The organism is Candidatus Poriferisodalis sp. (assembly GCF_965221945.1).
Classification (GTDB): Bacteria; Actinomycetota; Acidimicrobiia; order Acidimicrobiales; family Poriferisodalaceae; genus Poriferisodalis.
This window is the reverse complement of record NZ_OZ244925.1, coordinates 645244-660069: the sequence shown is the minus strand read 5'-3', so window position 1 is coordinate 660069 and position 14826 is coordinate 645244. Positions and strand designations below refer to the sequence as shown.

The 14826-nt window shown below is 67.8% G+C and carries 15 protein-coding genes; 4 read left to right on the top strand and 11 right to left on the bottom strand.

The genetic code is table 11. From position 1 onward, the window contains the following. Positions 1-219: 219 nt before the first annotated feature. The 8 genes from ACOQPH_RS03030 to ACOQPH_RS02995 form a co-directional block, all read right to left on the bottom strand. Entirely contained in the window at positions 220-1035 is an 816-nt protein-coding gene (locus ACOQPH_RS03030) for an enoyl-CoA hydratase-related protein (RefSeq protein ID WP_420623268.1), read from the bottom strand. Then, a complete protein-coding gene (locus tag ACOQPH_RS03025) occupies positions 1032-3356 on the bottom strand; it encodes an acetate--CoA ligase family protein (protein WP_420623267.1) in 2325 nt (774 codons plus the stop codon). The genes ACOQPH_RS03030 and ACOQPH_RS03025 overlap by 4 nt, the downstream gene beginning before the upstream one ends. A gap of 25 nt (positions 3357-3381) precedes the next feature. Next, the gene (locus tag ACOQPH_RS03020; protein ID WP_420623266.1) at positions 3382-4551 is read right to left on the bottom strand and encodes an acyl-CoA dehydrogenase family protein; all 1170 of its coding nucleotides are present in this window, start codon (positions 4549-4551) and stop codon (positions 3382-3384) included. Between the two features lie 66 nt (positions 4552-4617). Then, a complete protein-coding gene (locus ACOQPH_RS03015; RefSeq protein WP_420623265.1) occupies positions 4618-6120 on the bottom strand; it encodes a 3-hydroxyacyl-CoA dehydrogenase NAD-binding domain-containing protein in 1503 nt (500 codons plus the stop codon). A gap of 14 nt (positions 6121-6134) precedes the next feature. Beyond that, complete coding sequence (locus tag ACOQPH_RS03010) at positions 6135-7691, bottom strand: amidase (RefSeq protein WP_420623264.1); 1557 nt, start codon at positions 7689-7691, stop codon at positions 6135-6137. Positions 7692-7750: 59 nt separating this feature from the next. Beyond that, positions 7751-8152 (bottom strand): type II toxin-antitoxin system VapC family toxin, encoded by a 402-nt coding sequence (locus ACOQPH_RS03005; RefSeq protein ID WP_420623263.1) that lies wholly within the window; start codon positions 8150-8152, stop codon positions 7751-7753. Beyond that, on the bottom strand, positions 8149-8391 hold the full coding sequence (locus tag ACOQPH_RS03000; RefSeq protein WP_419552598.1) for a FitA-like ribbon-helix-helix domain-containing protein: 243 nt from the start codon (positions 8389-8391) through the stop codon (positions 8149-8151). The genes ACOQPH_RS03005 and ACOQPH_RS03000 overlap by 4 nt, the downstream gene beginning before the upstream one ends. Before the next feature lie 94 nt (positions 8392-8485). Further along, positions 8486-9313 (bottom strand): enoyl-CoA hydratase-related protein, encoded by an 828-nt coding sequence (locus ACOQPH_RS02995; RefSeq protein ID WP_420623262.1) that lies wholly within the window; start codon positions 9311-9313, stop codon positions 8486-8488. A 132-nt stretch (positions 9314-9445) separates the two neighbouring features. On the opposite strand from ACOQPH_RS02995, the gene ACOQPH_RS02990 reads away from it, so the two are divergent. The 3 genes from ACOQPH_RS02990 to ACOQPH_RS02980 are packed head-to-tail and all read left to right on the top strand — an operon-like array spanning position 9446 to position 11400. Continuing rightward, the gene (locus ACOQPH_RS02990; protein WP_420623261.1) at positions 9446-10186 is read left to right on the top strand and encodes a dienelactone hydrolase family protein; all 741 of its coding nucleotides are present in this window, start codon (positions 9446-9448) and stop codon (positions 10184-10186) included. 59 nt (positions 10187-10245) lie between these two features. After that, positions 10246-10980, top strand: coding sequence for an SCO6745 family protein (locus tag ACOQPH_RS02985; RefSeq protein WP_420623260.1), 735 nt, complete (start codon positions 10246-10248; stop codon positions 10978-10980). Positions 10981-10989: 9 nt separating this feature from the next. Then, complete coding sequence (locus tag ACOQPH_RS02980) at positions 10990-11400, top strand: nitroreductase family protein (RefSeq protein WP_420623259.1); 411 nt, start codon at positions 10990-10992, stop codon at positions 11398-11400. 188 nt (positions 11401-11588) lie between these two features. On the opposite strand, the gene ACOQPH_RS02975 is transcribed toward ACOQPH_RS02980, so the two are convergent. Next, complete coding sequence (locus ACOQPH_RS02975; RefSeq protein ID WP_420624297.1) at positions 11589-11864, bottom strand: leucine-rich repeat domain-containing protein; 276 nt, start codon at positions 11862-11864, stop codon at positions 11589-11591. Between ACOQPH_RS02975 and ACOQPH_RS02970 the strand changes: the two genes are divergently transcribed. After that, the gene (locus ACOQPH_RS02970) at positions 11772-12011 is read left to right on the top strand and encodes a hypothetical protein (protein ID WP_420624397.1); all 240 of its coding nucleotides are present in this window, start codon (positions 11772-11774) and stop codon (positions 12009-12011) included. The genes ACOQPH_RS02975 and ACOQPH_RS02970 overlap by 93 nt on opposite strands. A gap of 248 nt (positions 12012-12259) precedes the next feature. On the opposite strand, the gene egtD is transcribed toward ACOQPH_RS02970, so the two are convergent. Continuing rightward, on the bottom strand, positions 12260-13300 hold the full coding sequence (egtD, locus tag ACOQPH_RS02965) for an L-histidine N(alpha)-methyltransferase (RefSeq protein WP_420624296.1): 1041 nt from the start codon (positions 13298-13300) through the stop codon (positions 12260-12262). Beyond that, a complete protein-coding gene (gene egtB, locus ACOQPH_RS02960) occupies positions 13300-14610 on the bottom strand; it encodes an ergothioneine biosynthesis protein EgtB (RefSeq protein WP_420623258.1) in 1311 nt (436 codons plus the stop codon). Before egtB ends, egtD begins: the two co-directional genes overlap by 1 nt. Between the last annotated feature and the right edge of the window lie 216 nt (positions 14611-14826).

Below are 14826 nucleotides of genomic sequence, written 5' to 3'. Positions count from 1 at the left end.
CGTTCGTCGGGTTGAAGTCCGCTGGGACGCCTGAATTCAAAGGATTCGCGTACCCTGTGAACCCGCGCGTAGGTATACAGACACAGCACTAGTCATGAAAATTGTCGCGCCGTCGCGCGGTCGTGGGGTACGCCGCTTGGTTCGGCGGCCCTTGTTGGGTCGCGAGAAGTCTGCGGGCTTCGAACGCGGCGTAGACGGCGGAGCCGTGAGCGTTGCCGACTATCGATTCTGCCAGAGCGGGGTGCGTCCCTCGGCGAAGGCTCGTGGGCCTTCGGCGGCGTCTTCGGAGGCGAGCATGGCTTCATAGGCGGCCAGCTGGCCCGAGCGCAGCAATTCGAAGGCCTCGGGCAGGCCGAGGTGGGCGGTTCGACGGCCGATCTCGCTGATCGCGGCCACCGACAACGGCGCTGACTGGGCGACTCGCTCGGCCAAGGCGCGGGCCTCGGCCATCAGATCGCCGCCGACGACCACGGCGTTGACGAGCCCCCAACGCAGCGCTTCAGCGGCATCGAGGCGGCGGCCGGCGTACAGCACTTCGTTGGCCACCACTGGCGGCAGCATTCTGGGAAGGCGCACCGAGGCCGTGTCGGCGATGATGCCCAAGCCGGCTTCGGGCAGCCAGAAGCGGGCAGTCTCGGCCGCGATCACCAGATCGGCCGCCAAGACGATCTCGAAGCCGCCGCCCACGGCCATGCCATTCACGGCGCAGATCACCGGCTTGGCCAGTCCCGGCAGCTCGCCGAAACCGCCGAAGCCCCCCTCGCCGTAGTCGGCCTCGAACTCCTCGCCCGCGGCGGCGGCGTTCAAGTCCCAGCCCGCAGAGAAGAATCGATCGCCGGCGGCGCTGAAGATCGCGACGCGCAGCTCTGGGGTATCACGGAACTCGGCGAACACGGCACTGAGCTCGCGGCTGGTGGCAGCGTCGATGGCGTTGGCCTTCGGTCGGTCGAGGGTGATCTCGAGCACTGGCCCGTCGACGACGCTGACGACGGCAGGACGCGCAGCCTCGGCGCTGGCCTCGGTGGAGCTGGTCATGGTCGGTCAGGCCTCCGGTGGACAGGTTCGATCTCATCACCGCCGGGCCGCGCGACGGTCATCAGCGCGTCGACGGCGACTGCGGATTCTCGGGTGACCAGCACTGGGTTGATCTCCACTTCGGTGATGCTGCGATCGGTGCTCACCAGCGTGGCGAGGGCCGAGACCACCGAGACGACAGCGTCCAGTGCCGCCGGGGGCCTGCCGCGGTGGCCGGCCAGCAGCGGCCAGATGCGCAGGCTGCGCAAGGCAGCGCGGACATCGGCCGGATCGGTGGGCAGCAACAACGCGGCGGTGTCGTCGAGCATCTCGACCAGGGTGCCGCCTGCTCCCAACGTCAGCAGCATTCCCACCGGCGGCTCGGAACGGATGCTCACCAGCAGCTCGGCCACGGCTGCGGCGACATGCTCCTCGACCGTCACAGTCCCATCGCCGAGTGCGCCGAGGCGCGCTGCCGCAGCGGCCACGTCGTCGAGGTCGGCCATGCCGATTGCCACTGCGCCGATGTCGGACTTGTGGACGACGCCGGAGGCCTTCACCACCACGGGCAGACCGATCTCCATGGCGGCTGCAACGGCTTCGGCCGCGGTCACAAGCAACCCCCGAGGCACCGAGATGCCCACTTCGGCCAGCCTCCTCTTGGCCCCGAATTCGGTCAGGACTGATTCGGTCAGCCTCGTCTCGGTCAGCACGGCCTCGGTCAGGACTGATTCGGTCAGCCTCGTCTCGGTCCGCACGGCTGCGTCAGATCCCGTTGCGTCGGCGTCGCCGTCAGACCGTCGCGGTTGGGGCTTGCTCGCCGGTCGGGCGCTGTGGGCTGGTGCGAGCAGCGGAGGCGGCGGCGTGCTCGCAACGGCGGCGAGCGACCGTCCGAACGCAGCCGCAGCCTCCAGGGCACCCAGTGCGGTGTCGATGTCGCTGCAGGCACACAGTCCGAGTTCGCCGGCCCGCGTACGCGCCTCGTCGGGCAGGTTCTCTGCCAGCGAGGCCACGACCACGCCGGGAGTGCCGCTGGCGTCGCACGCTGCACCGAAGGCATCCAACGTGGGCCACCATCGTGATCTGTCGAGTCCCACCGCGGGCAGGTCCAGGACCAACATCGCGGCATCGAACGGCGGATCCGCGGACAGATCGACGGACGGCTCCCCCGGCCCTTCGGTGAGCGGCTCATCGGAAAATTCGGCGGACGGCTCGGTGGACGAGGCGGCGGCGGGGTGCGCGTGGCACAGCACGGCGGTGAAACACTCGCGCAGGCGCGCCGCGTCTCCCCAGATGAAGGTGTGATAGTCGAGCGGGTTGGTCACCGCGACGCGGTGGTCCAGCGCCGCAGCCACCCGGTCCCGATGCTCGGGCGAGAACGCCGGAAATGACAGGTCGCGGCCACGGCTGCGGTCCGCCACCAGCGCGGCCTCGCCGCCGGAGCAACTCAGCGAAACCAGCCGGTTGCCCTGCAGCGGACCAGTGTCGACCAGCACCGACAGCGTGTCGAGCAGTTCGGGCAGTGTGTGCACTCTGTGTACACCGAGACGGCGAAACAGGGCGTCGTAGGCGGTGTCGCTGCCCACCAGCGAGGCGGTGTGGGTCACGGCGATGGCGCCCGATGCCTCGGTGACACCCAACTTGAGAGCCACGACCGGCAGGCTCCGCTGGTGTGCCGCGTCCATCGCGGCAGCGAACCGGTCGATGTCGTCCACCGCCTCCAGATAGAGGCCTACCCCGGTCACGGCTGGATCAGCCACCAGCGTCTCCAACGACTCGGCCAGGCCCACATCGGCCTGGTTGCCCAGTGCCAGCACATGGGCGACCGCAAGGCCGCGCCGCGCCATGGTGAGGTTCACCGCGACGTTGCCGCTCTGGCTGACCAAGGCGACACCGCGCTCGCAGCGGGCCAGCCCGTGCACGTCGGGCCACAGCGCAGCGCCGGTCACCGCTGACAGCGTGCCGTAGCAGTTGGGGCCCACCAGCGGCATGCCAGCGGCGGCTTCGACCAGTTCGCGTTGTGCCGCCGCCCCGGCGTCGCCGGTCTCGGCAAAGCCTGAGGCGTAGCACACGGCCGCGCCTGTCCCTGCGGCGGCCAGCTCTCGCACAACCTCTGTGGCGGTGTCGCGGGCTACGGCCACGAACGCGGCGTCGGCGACGCCGGGCAACTCGGCGACCGACGCAACAGTGGGGGCGCCGCGCAGCTCGTGGCGAGGGTTGACCGCCCACATCTCGCCGTCGAAACCGAACGAACGACAGGCCTCGATGGCCAACTCGGCCGCGGTTCCGCCGATGAACGCCAGCGACCGCGGCCGCAGCAGCCGGTCGAGCCGCCCGCTCACCGCCTGCACACCGCCCGCCTGCCGCTCAGGAGCCCAGCGGGCGCAGCATGTCGCGGGACACGATGTGACGCTGGATCTCGCTGGTTCCGTCCCAGATCCGGTCGACGCGGGCGTCGCGCCAGATGCGTTCCAGCGGCAGCTCGTCCATCAGGCCCATGCCGCCGAGGATCTGGATCGCCTCATCGGAGACGAACTGCAGCATCTCGGTGGCCGACAGCTTGGCCATCGCCGCATCGGCGTCGGTCATCTCGCCTCTTGCCGACAGCCAGGCGGCCCGGTAGGTCATGAGCTCGGCCTCGGCCAGGCGCAGACGCATGTCGGCCAGCTTGAACGACACCCCCTGGAAGCGGCCGATGCGCTGCCCGAACTGCTCCCGGTTGGCGGCCCAGTCCAGCGCGACTGCCAGTGCCCGGTCGGCTCGCCCCAAACAGGTGGACGCCACCTGCAGGCGGGTGCTGCCGAGCCACTCGTTGGCAACGTCGAAGCCCCGGTGTTCGGGGCCCAGCAGATTTGCCGCGGGCACTCGCGCGTCGTCGAAGTTCAAGATGAGATTGTGGTAGCCCCGGTTGGACACGCTGTTGTAGCCCGGCAACCGCTCCACGCCAGGAGTGTCGAAGTCCACCAGCAGCGACGAGATCAGCTTGCGGGGCGGACGGCCGTCCGATCCGGCCGGCTCGACGCCGGTGGCCGCGAACAGGATCACGTAGTCGGCGAGGTCGGCGTGACTGATGAAATGCTTGGTGCCGTTCACCACGAAGTCGTCGCCCCGGCGCTCGGCCCGGCAGGTCATACCCCGCAGGTCGGAGCCCGCGCCCGGTTCGCTCATCGCCAGACACTCCACCCGCTCGCCCCGCACGGTCGGCAGCAGGTATTCCTCCATCTGGTCACCGGTGCAGGCGCGCAGGATGTTCGACGGCCGCGCCACGATGTACTGCAGCGCGTAAGCGGTCCGGCCGAAGGCCCGCTCGGCCATGGACAACGTCAGGTCGTCCAGTCCCCCGCCGCCCAGGTCTTCGGGCATGTTGGCCGCATAGATGCCAGCCGCCAGCGACCGTTCGCGAATCTGTTGCACTAACTCGGGCCGCACTTGTCCGGTGCGTTCCACCTCGTCCTCATACGGCGCCAGTTCGCGGTTCACGAAGGCACGCACGGTGTCGACCACCATCTCCTGGTCGTCGTCGATGGAGAAATCCAAGGGGTGCTCCTGTTGTCTTGGTCGTGCCGGCGTGGTTTGGGTCTCAGGGTGGCGCGTGCTCGGGCGTCAACCGGCGGGAATGGACATGCGCCGGCCTGCCTGAGGCGGCGCTGGCATCGGGGCGTGGGTGGCGGCGATGGCGGCAACAGCCGCGGCTGGGCCCGCCAGCGCGGACACTGCGCGCCCGGCCTCGGTGCTCACATGCAAGAGCATCTGCTCTGTCGTACACAGCAGCTCGTCGCTGTGGCCTCGGTACATGGCATGGAAGATGTGGAGCCGCTTCGCGTCGCTGCCGAGCACCTGGGTGGTCACCTGCAGCGGCTCGCCCAGGGAGGCCTCGCGCAGGTAGTTGATGTGGGTTTCGGCCGTGTAGTAGGAGTGGCCGGCTGCGCGATAGTCCTCGTCGATGCCCAGGTAGCGGAACAGCATGTCCGACGCCCAGCCGAACGCGGTGAGAAATGCCGCTTCGGTCATGTGGCCGTTGTAGTCCACCCAGTCCGGCTCGACGACCGTCGAGTACAGCTCCAGTGGGGCGGCAACGTGCGTACCCGGCGTCCACGGTTGGGTGGTGACGCCGGCCTCGAGGATGCGGGCCTCGCGCTCTGCCACTAGACGACCGGCGCCGATGTCGCAGGGGCGCAGCGCCCGCATCACCGACAGCAGGCAGTCGTCGCGCAGCTGCTCCAGTTCGGCGATGGACCGTCCGGCGGCTTGGTCCTCGCAACCGCTCTCCATCGCCGCCACCAGCTCGGGGGTCAACTCGGGCGCCTCCAGATGGGTCCACGGCAGCTTCAGCGCCGGTCCGAACTGGCGGAGCATGTGGCCCATGCCGCCCTCGCCGCCGGCCAGATGGAACGTCAGGTTTGTGCCCATGGCGGCCCAGCGCAGGCCCGGCCCGTACGTGATGGCGTCGTCCAACTCGGACGTGGTGGCCACGCCGTCGTTCACCAGGTGCAGCACCTCTCGCCACAGCGCCTCTTGCAGGCGGTCCGACAGGTAGCCCTCGATCTCGTTGCGCACCACCAGCGGGTGCATGACCAGGTCCTTGTAGTGGGCGATCGCGGCGTCCACGACTGCGGGGCTAGTGGCGTCGCCGGGCACCACCTCCACGAGCGGCAGCAGGTACACCGGGTTGAACGGGTGGCCGATGATGACGCGCTCGCTGTGGCGGCAGCCTTCGGCGAGGCGTGACGGCAGCAGCCCCGAGGAGCTGCTGGCGATCACTGTGTCGGGCGCAGCGTGTGCGGCAAGGCGGCGCAGCAACGGGAGCTTGACGTCCTCGTCCTCGGGGGCGCTCTCCTGCACCCAGTCGGCAGCGGCCGCCATCTCCTCAGCAGAGTCGGCCCAGCGCAGACGGGCCGGGTCAGCGCCGGGGAATAACCCGAGGCGTGTCGCCGATGGCCAGGCTCGTTCCACTGCTGCGCGCAGCCGGGACTCAGCACCGTTGGCCGGATCCCACGCGATCACGTCGTGGGCCCGGGTGAGCACGCGAACCGCCCAGCCGGCGCCGATGACGCCCGTCCCTGCCAGCCCGATCGTGCGGGCCGACCCCGTGGCCACAGCGGTCATGTTCTCGATCCCATTCAGACGGCGACCGCGGGGCGGCGATGGCTCCAGGGGGCGGCTTGTTCCATCTGCGCGGCAACGCGCAGCAGCACGTCTTCGCGGCCAGGTGCGGCCACCAGCTGTACGCCGATCGGCAGGCCTTCGGGTGACATGCCGTCGGGGGTGCCCAGCGGTACCGAGATGGCGGGTTGACCGGTGACGTTGAACTGCGGCAGGTACGGCGTCACCTTTGCCAGCCGCTTGGTCAGCGTGCGCTCGTCTCCCTCGACGAGGTAGCCCACGGGGGGTGGGACAACGCCCAGCGTGGGTGTCAGCAGCAGGTCGAAGCCGTCACCGCTGCCGGGCTCGGTGTTCCACCACGAGACCATCCGGCGCGTGAAGTGGTGGAGGCGTTCCCGGCTGTCCATGTAGTCGGGGGCGCTGATCTTGGCACCGCGCTGGTAGTTGATCCACGCAACCGGCTCGACGTCGTCTTCGGCCCACGGGCGGCCGAGCACCCCTTCATAGGAGCGAAGCGTCGCCGTCGCGCTGGTGCGGATCACCCGGATGTAGTCGTACATGTAGTCGTTGGACGCCATCGGTTCAGGCAGCCCCGCTTCGACTCGATGCCCGAGTCCGTCGAGAATGCCGGCGGCGGCTTCAGCGGCCTGGGTGCACAGCAGTTCGGTGTCGGCGAACGGGAGGGTCGAGCTGACGCCGATGCGCAGCTGGCCGGGATCCTGGCCGACTTCGGCGACGTAACCGGCGGCAGGCGCAGGGTGCGCGGGCACATACGGGTCGCCCGGTTCGGGTCCAGCCAACACGTCGAGCGCCAGTGCTGCGTCGCGCACGGTGAGAGCCACGGCGCCGTCGGTGGTGCCGCCTCCCCAGCCCTCGCCGGACGGCGCGCCCGAGATCCGACCCCGCGACGGCTTGAGACCGACGAGCCCGTTGGCGCTGGCCGGGATGCGGATGGAGCCACCGCCGTCGCTGGCATGCGCTATGCGCACGATGCCTGCCGCCACCGCTGCGGCAGCGCCGCCGCTTGAGCCAAGCACCGTGTGGTCGGTGTTCCACGGGTTGCGCGTCGGTCCGTATAACGCCGTCTCGGCTGCGGCAGGACACTGTCCCCCGCCGAGTTCGGGACTGTGGGAGTGCCCAATGCTGACGGCGCCCGCTTCGGCCCAGCGGCGCGCCACGGCGCCGGTCTCGCTGTAGCGGTAGTCGAGCTCGGCCAGCCGACGGTTGCCTTGGTACGCAGGCTCGCCCTCAGCCGGGCAGTGCAGGTCCTTCAGCGCAATCGGCACGCCCGCGAGCAGCCCAGAGTTGTCGCCGCTGGCAGAAAGTGCGGCGGCCCGCTGCCGTGCTGTATCGAATTGCGCGGCGCTATGCCGTGCTGTGTCGAATTGCGCGGCGCTATGCCGTGCTGTGTCGAATTGCGCGGCGCTATGCCGCGCCGTGTCGTAGGTCTGCTCGACGATCGCGTTGATCGTCGGGTTCACCTCTTCGCAGCGTGCGATTGCCTCATCGACCGCCGTGGCAGCGTCGACCTCGCCGGCTCGCACCTGATCGGCCAGCGCCGTCGCATCGTTCATCGTCGTCCTCGTCTGTCGAAGGCTTCGCAGTCCACGGCGCAGTCTCGCGCAGCACCAGATCAGGTCGACGCGTCAAAGAGCTCCACATCGCACTCGATGCCCGGCGCTCGCGACAGTCGGGCATCGCTTGTGAGCAGTGTCGCGCCGGTTTGTTCAGCCAGCGCCACGTACGACGCGTCGTAGGGCGTCAGGTTGTCGCGCAATTCCCAGCAACGAGCGATGAGCGGGGTGTGATCGACGCGTCTGATCCCCACTCTTGCAAGATGGCGCAAACCACGTCGCGCCGCAGCTTCCGAAATCTCGCCACGGCGGTACATCCGACGGAACGCGGAAACAACTTCGAGGTCGAGCACGTGAGGTGCAAGTGCCAGTTCCAGCGAAATGCGACGCAAGGCACGATCAGTGCGCTCGCCGACCGTTCCCACCGCCGTGACGGCGACGCTGGCGTCGACGACGATCAATGCGACTCGCGATCGGCGCGAATGATCTCGACAATCATGTCGGGATCGAGGTCGAATTCGCCGTAGGCCAACGCCTCCACACGCTTGAGTGCGAGAAGTTCCTCTACCGCTGCCATCTCTGCCTCGCGGCAGACGGCGTCAAGCATGTACTGCTGCAGCGACTGACCGGTTGTAGCTGCTCGTCGCTTCAGCTTGTCGTGCACCTCGTCGGGCACGTGCTTGATCTGGATCGTCGCCATGTGCCCACCTTAACGCCAGAGTGACGCTAGTGGCGCCAATTTAGCGCTACCGAGTCATTGGGCGCAGCTTCGCAATCCAGCACAGCAGGGTCTGTCAGAGCCCGGTTCGGCGGCCTTGCCAGTTGGGCTGACGCTTCTCGGCGAAGGCTCGCGGGCCTTCCTTCACGTCCTTGCTGGCCCTCAGGCGAGTGACGGCCGGATAGGGATGGTGGAACGCTTCGCCGAGCGGCATGTCAAGCCCGCGCATCGCCGCTTGCTTGGTGGCCCGGATGGACAGCGGCGCGCAGCGCATGATGTCGTCGATGAGCCGGTCGGTTGCCGCGTCGAGGTCGGCGTAGGGCACCACGTCGTTCACGATGCCCAGCTCCAGTGCCCGCTGCGCACTCATGGTGCGAGCCGTCAGCAGGAACTCCATTGCCAGCTTGAGCGGGATCTGGCGCGGCAGGCGGTGCACTCCCCCGCCGCCCGCGTACAGGCCACGCAGCGGCTCGGTCAGCCCGAACTGGGCATGGTCGGCGGCCACGACGAGATCGCACGCCATCGCAACTTCGAAGCCGCCGCCGAGCGCCACACCGTTCACCTGGGCAATCAGCGGCTTGGGGTAATCGAAGCGCTCGATCAGGCGGGTCACCTGACTCATCAGCTCGCGGTCGGCGGCCTGGGTGGCCTCGTCGGACTGGTGAACCATCGACAGGTGCTTGAGGTCGCGCCCAGCGCAGAACGCCTGCCGGCCCACCCCGGTGATGACCATCAGCCACACGTCCTCGTCGGCTGCGGCGTGATCCAGAATGTCGGACCACTCCTTGTGGGCTGGCGTGTTGATGGCGTTGCGGACCTCGGGTCTATTGATGGTGATCCGGGCCACACGCGGCCTGATCTCCTCATAGACGAAGTACTGCGGTTCGAAGTCCAATGCCTTCATGGCCCGGGATCGTATGCGGCGAGCACGACGCCGTCGGAGGATGAGCTCGCGAGCGCACGGCTGACGCACGCACTACACAGTGACCAACGAACCCGCGACAGCCGACGCAATGCCGAGGACGAGGAGGCAGCGATGCTCGAAGACCACGTGTCAATCGACACCGGCGAGGGCGAGATGAGCACTTTCGTCGTCCATCCCGAGCCGAGCGAGCGCCGGCCGGGGCCGTTCCCCACCGTGCTGTTCCTGATGGATGCGCCAGGCAAGCGCCCCGAACTTCACGACATGGCACGGCGTATCGCCACTGTCGGGTACTACGTGTTGCTGCCGAACCTGTATTACCGCCAAGTCCCGGGCTTCATCGTGCAACGCGACGATCCCTCCAGCCGCCAGTTCATGGTCGAGCTGATGAGCAACCTCTCCAACGCCATGGTCGCCCGCGATGCGGCAGCAATGATGCGGCACGCTGAGGCCGACCCCGCGGCGAGCACCGAGCGGGTCGGCACCACCGGCTATTGCATGACCGGCCCGATGGCGATTTGGTTGGCCGCCGAGTTCCCCGACACCATCACCGCCGCTGCCTCGATCCACGGCGTACGGCTGGCCGTGGACGCCAGCGACTCCCCCCACCTGCGAGCACCCGACATCAAGGGCGAAGTGCTGGTGATGTCAGCCGAGCATGACGACTACGTCGACCGCGCGCACTTCGATCGGCTGTGCAAGGCCTTTGCCGACGCAGGCACCGATGCACAGACCTACTGGGTGGACGAAGCTCACCACGGATTCGTCTTCCCGCAGCGGCCGGTGTACGACCAGCCAGCCGCTGAGCGCCACTGGGAGCTGCTGCTGGACATGTTCGCCCGCCGCCTGCGCTGAGGGGCCGGCCGGCGCAGCCCTGGAGCAAGCCCGGCGGCGCGGTGCCACACTGTCGCGCCATGGAGACACTTGACCTCGTCCGCACCGTCTCGCCGCCCATCGCAGCGCTGGGCTCGAGCTTCTATTTCGATGCCGGCACGCTCGCGCGGGGCAAGGAGGCGGGCCTTGACGGCTTCCGCCTGTATTTCCTGGGCCGCGGCGGCGTGCTTGGCGATGTCGAGGCCGAGGTCGTGCACAGCGCATTCGGCTACTTCAACTTCGGCCTGGCTTCCAAGATCTGGAACTCCGCCAAGGAAGTGATGCCAGCGCGTGAGGCCGGGACGCTGTACATGGAGTGCGCCGGGGCCTTCGGTGCCTCCAAGCTCGGTGACGTCGAGGGCCTGGAGGACTTCAACACTGCCGCCGACAAGGTGATCGCTGCGGGCTTGGCGAACTGTGCCGGCCAGGCCCTGTTCGCCGGCACGGCGGCAGAGCCCCGCAGCGATGACACTGCTGCTCGTGCGTTCCAGAACGTGGCTGTCTTGCGCGAATTGCGAGGAAGCCTGCACCTGGTGGCAGTGGTGGCGTCGAGACTGACGCCTGAAACCGCTCACCGGATCCGCCGTCCCGACGACGTGACGATGTTCGGCTGGACCGACGACGTCGAGGTAACCGACGACGACAGGGCTCGTTGGGAAACCGCTGAGGCACTCACCGACGAGTTGTTGGCGCCGATCTACGGGGTGCTCGACGGCGCCGAGGCCACGGCGCTCATCGACGGCGCCGCCGCCATCGAAGCCGCTCTCTCCAGCTAGCGCTGACCTATGACGCTGTCTCTCAGCGCCGACGAGGTACTGGCCACAACCCGGGCGGTCCGGCGCCGGCTCGACTTCGACCGCCCCGTCGCCGAGAACTTCCCACGCACGCCGGCCATCTTCATCCCGTGCATCGAAGGCCGCCTCGACGGTAAGCCTGCGGGGCTGCAAGCGCTGCGATGGGGTTCGGTGATCCAGGGCGCCTGGAGCTTCTGCCTCGCGGCGCGCAACCGGGGCCTGGGCACCTGCTGGACGACGGTGCATCTGGCCCGCGAGCAGGAAGTCGCCGAGATCTTGGGCATCCCCTACGACGACGTCCAGCAGGTGGCACTGCTGCCGGTCGCACACACCATGGGCACCGACTTCAAGCCCGGACGCCGCAAGTCATTCGATCAATTCGTGCACGTCAACGGCTGGTAGCCGGCGACACCCTTGCGCCGCGAACCAGCCATCACTGACACGACTGGCCACGGCCAGCACTTCTCAGAGGCCGCGCGGATAGGCGACGTCTCGCAAAGATGCTGTCACGCCTTCTTTGTGCAAATTTGCCGTCTGTGGCGGCATTTCTGCGCAAAGTCCAGGCCGCCGGGGCTGCCGGCCATCGCCGCCTATTCGCTACGGCTCTCAGGAAGCCGCACTTCCAACCCTGGCCGCGGATCCGTCAGATTGTCCGGAGCGGGCAACTGCAGCCGATTTTCGTGCAAGTGCAGGATCGCGAGGCTGGGCAAGTCGCCCAGTACGGCGGGTATCGACCCTGACAGACGATTGTCGGCCAGATCCAAGTTCCTCAGTTGAACGAGATCCCCGATTCGTGGGGTGATCGCACCCGCGATACCGGCTTCTTCGAGATCGAGCTCTTCGACGCGTCCATCGACGACGACCACGCCGTACCACGCATGAATCGGATTCGAGGCTCCCCACGCCGATGCCGGTTCATCGCCGAGGGAACCGGTCTCAGCCAGATCGGAGTAGAAGCTCCACAACGCGGTGCAATCCGAGATCAGGAGATCCAGGGATTGATCGACGACTGAAGAATCGTCACAAGGCGTATCACGAGCAGGCGCCGGTTCGGTTACAAGCGCCGGGGCTCTCGATGTCGAAGGCGCAGTCTCAGCCTGTGTCGTCGGTGCGGCTTCAACAGCGGCCGCTGAGGTCGCAGGCGGCGAGCTCCAGTCGGCATCGCTCCCTTTCGCCTGCTCGCGCCGAAGCTACTGCCGGGAAACCGGCAGCTCAGGTGCGCCGCTCGGTTCGTTCGCGCCGCTGCACAGAGACGTGGAGATCAGGGCCGTCGGATCCGGCGGGCGAGGGTGAGGGCGTAGTCGCTCTGCGCGTCGGTCCACATCTGCTGAACGACGAGGCCGGCAGCGCCGAGTTTGGCTCGGACCCGCTCAGGGCGGAACTTCGCGCTGATCTCGGTGCGCATGTGCTCGCCCGCTGCGAAGTCGACCGTCATCTCCAGCGCGGGAATGTGCACGGTCTGGGCCCGGGTAGAGCGCAGGCCCATCTCGATCCACTCGTTGTCGGCATCGAAGGTCGCCTCGTGCTCAAAGGCGTTGATGTCGAAGTCCGCGCCGAGCCGGCGGTTCAGGACCGACAGCACATTCAGGTTGAACTCGGCGGTAACGCCCGCCGCATCGTTGTACGCGGCTTCGACACGGCCGAGATCTTTCACGAGGTCGGTGCCGAGGAGGAACGTATCGCCGGGCCGCATCGCTGCCGCAACAGCATCGAGGAAGGCGGGACGTTTGGCCGGCGCGAAGTTGCCGATCGTGCCGCCCAGCAGCATCACCATGAAGGGCGGGCGAGGCTGCACCGCTCCGGAATCCGCTGGCTCATCGAGCGGCAAGCGACCGAGGTGATGCTCGAAGTCGCCGACGACGCCATGCACGCGCAGACCCGGATAGCCGGCGGCCAACTCGTCCGCAGCGGCCCGCAAGGTCGCTTCGCTGTTGTCGAACGGGACATAGCGCCGGAGCTGGCCAGCAGCGGCGAACGCGTCGAGCAGGATGCGCGTCTTCGTCGAGGTTCCCGAACCGAGCTCGGCCAAGCTGTCGGCGCCTGAGGCAGCCACGATGGAACCGGCTTCCCGCTCGAGAATCTCACGTTCACGTCGGGTCGGGTAGTACTCGTCAAGACGGGTGATCTGTTCGAACAAGTCGCTGCCGTGGTCGTCGTAAAACCACTTCGGCGGCAGCTCCTTGGGACGCGACGACAGGCCCACCGAAACGTCGGCGCGCAGTGCGCGGTCGGCCCAGCCAGCGTCGAGCCAGTTGTCGACCACAGGCGCGCTGGCGGGCTGGGCGGCGTGAGCTCGAATCATCACTGGGCGGCGGCGGCGAGGCGCAGGCCAGAGAAGTGCCAGCGGGTGTGGGGGTGGAAGAAGTTGCGATACGTGGGGCGAATGTGACCCTCGGGCGTCGCGCAGCATCCGCCCCTCAGCACCATCTGGTTGATCATGAACTTGCCGTTGTATTCGCCGACTGCGCCCTGAGCGACGCTGAAGCCCGGGTACGCGCTGTACGGGCTGGACGTCCATTCCCAGACATCGCCGTACATCTGCTGGAGTTCGACCTGCTCGTTGCGCAGGGCCGGCGTGGGACCGTTTGCCGGCCCGGGATGCAGGCTGGCGCAGCTGCCGATGTTGCCCGTCCGCGGCAAGCCCGTCACTGCGTGCTCCCACTCGAATTCGGTCGGCAGTCGGGCGCCAGCCCAGCGGGCGAACGCATCGGCCTCGTAGTACGACAGGTGGCACACGGGCTCGTCAGGCGCAACGGCCTTGAGGCCCTCGAGCGTGAACACCTGCCAGCCCTCGTCGGCAAGATGCCAGTACGACGGTTCCTCCCAGCCGCGGGCCAACCGCTGGCCCCAGCCGTCGGAAAGCCACAGCGTCGGCGTCTCGTAGCCGCCGTCGGCAATGAACTCCAGCCACTGCGCGCACGTGACCGGGCGGTCAGCCAGCCGGAACGGCTCAACCAGCACTCGATGGCGAGGCCCCTCGTTGTCGAACGCGAAGCCGCAGCCATCGTGGCCGACGGCAAGCTCACCACCGTCGAAGCTTGCCCAGCGGATCTTGTCCGCGCACTTCACGGCGCTTGCGTCGGCACCGGTGCGAGCGGCGTGTGCCGCCTCGCCCAGCGCGCGATACGCAGGCCACAGCGCTGGATTGCACGACAGCACGTGCTTGATGTCCATCAGGATCAGCTCTTGGTGCTGCTGCTCGTGATGGAGGCCGAGCGTCACGAGATCGGCGATCTCGTCATCAAGCTCGAGGGTGAGCAACTGCCCCATCGCTTCGTCGACATGACGGCGGTAAGCAGTCACCTCGGCGCACGACGGGCGGGACAGGTTTCCTCGCTCAGGCCGGGGGTGCCGCTTGCCGATGGTCTCGTAGTACGAGTTGAACAAGAACCCGAACGCCGGGTCGTGCTCGGCGTACCCGTCGAGATGCGGCTTGCACAGGAACGTCTCGAAGAACCATGTGACGTGCGCCCGGTGCCATTTCGTGGGGCTGACGTCAGGCATCGACTGGATGCACTGGTCCTCGTCGCTCAGCGGTGCGGTGAGCGAATCGGTGTGCGCCCGAACCGAGCGGTACGCCTGCAACAGGCTCGCAGGGGAGTTGCTGGTCATAGTTATCGCCACTAGGCCAGACGGAGGGTAACCGCGATCCATGAGATCGTCGCATCTGTGTGATGGACACCGCTTCATGTTTCGAGCTCGGTGACAGCCGGAATTCGCATAGGCCACGTGTCTGCGTGACGCTCAATCGACGCGAACGAGGCCGTCTGCGGTAAACACGCAGCGCGACACTTGTGCGCTCGCATTGCCGTGGCCACGCGGCGGACG